The 1333-nt window shown below is 72.0% G+C and carries 2 protein-coding genes and 1 pseudogene; all 3 read left to right on the top strand.

All coding sequences use genetic code 11. The features are described from left to right. Positions 1–277: 277 nt before the first annotated feature. The gene (locus GH736_RS23040; RefSeq protein ID WP_159607354.1) at positions 278–559 is read left to right on the top strand and encodes a hypothetical protein; all 282 of its coding nucleotides are present in this window, start codon (positions 278–280) and stop codon (positions 557–559) included. Beyond that, a complete protein-coding gene (gene rimI, locus GH736_RS23035) occupies positions 556–1089 on the top strand; it encodes a ribosomal protein S18-alanine N-acetyltransferase (RefSeq protein WP_235934649.1) in 534 nt (177 codons plus the stop codon). The genes GH736_RS23040 and rimI overlap by 4 nt, the downstream gene beginning before the upstream one ends. Continuing rightward, positions 1086–1333 (top strand): annotated as a pseudogene (locus GH736_RS23030) (hypothetical protein); the annotation flags it as partial. The gene rimI and the pseudogene GH736_RS23030, both read left to right, overlap by 4 nt.

Genomic DNA, 1333 nt, shown 5'->3' with positions numbered 1-1333 from the left:
AGGAGCACGTCAGCTGGTGGGTGAGAGATACCGCTTGGCCATTCGGGATATTGGGGGAGTGAGGTGGGCTCGCACGGCGAGCCTGGTGATCCCGCTCGACCGAAGGCCGGCGTCGACGCTCGACCTGCGTGAACTGCCTCCGGTACGACAGCGTGATGATCGTCGCCGGCAGGCCGGGCGTCGTGCGTGCGGCGACGCGGTCACCGCGCTTGAGACCGCCTGACCCCAAGAACCTGTGGCCGTCGCTCATCGGGGGGGCGCCGGACGCCTCCAGGTCGTGACCGACGCCCGCCGCCGGGAGTTCGCCGTCTCCGACTACGACGGCCTCGACGCCGACGGCCTCCCGCGCCGCGCCGGAGGTCCGTCGCTGAGCCCGCGCGACGCCGTTCCCCAGACGACGGGCACGCGACTCGATGCGCACCTCGTCCCGGCGGGCGGGATCGGCATGCTGGCCGAGCTGGCGTTCGCATCGGGGCGGTTGCCGCTCGCCGATGACGTGCCGCTCTACCTCCGCGCGCCCGACGTGACGCCCTCGGCCGGCAAGCGGGTGCTGCAGTGAGCGTGTTCATGCGCCGGGCGAAGCTCCACGACCTCGACGCGATCATGCGGCTCGAGCGCGAGACCTTCGTGAACGACGCGTGGCCCGAGGCCGCCATGCGTCGCGAGCTCGAGGGACAGCACGGCTACTACCTCGTCGCGGTCGACGAGGATGACGAGGACCCCGAGCGCCGCCTGTTGGGCTATGCGGGCCTGCTCGCTCCCTCGGGCAGCGGCCAGGGCGACATCCAGACCATCGCCGTCGCCCCGTTCGCGCGGGGGATCGGCCTTGGCCGTGGCCTCATGCACGCGCTCATCACGCAGGCACGACGTCGCCATGTCGCCGAGCTCTTCCTCGAGGTGCGCGCCGACAACCCCATCGCCCGGTCGCTCTACGAGTCGCTGGGCTTCGTCGAGATCGGCGTCCGCCGGGGCTACTACCAGCCCGACAACGTCGACGCGATCGCCATGCGCCTCGAGGTCCCGGCCGCAGTCACCCGCCCCGCGGCATCCGGACCGGGATCCGGCAGCGCCGATGGGGGTGCCGGGTGAACCGCGAAGCGCCACTCGTGCTCGGCATCGAGACGTCCTGCGACGAGACCGGGATCGGCATCGTGCGCGGCACCACCCTGCTCGCCAATGTCATCGCCTCCTCCATGGAGGAGCACGCGCGCTACGGCGGCGTGGTGCCCGAGGTCGCGGCCCGCGCGCACCTCGAGGCGCTCGGGCGACGTGCCCATGCACTGCATCACCCAGGGCATCGGCACGATCCTGCGCGCTCGGCACCTGGTGCTCC

Source organism: Agromyces humi (assembly GCF_009720255.1).
In the GTDB taxonomy this organism is placed as follows: domain Bacteria; phylum Actinomycetota; class Actinomycetes; order Actinomycetales; family Microbacteriaceae; genus Agromyces; species Agromyces humi.
Note: the sequence above shows the minus strand (reverse complement) of the source record. Positions and strands in the feature narration are given on the sequence as shown.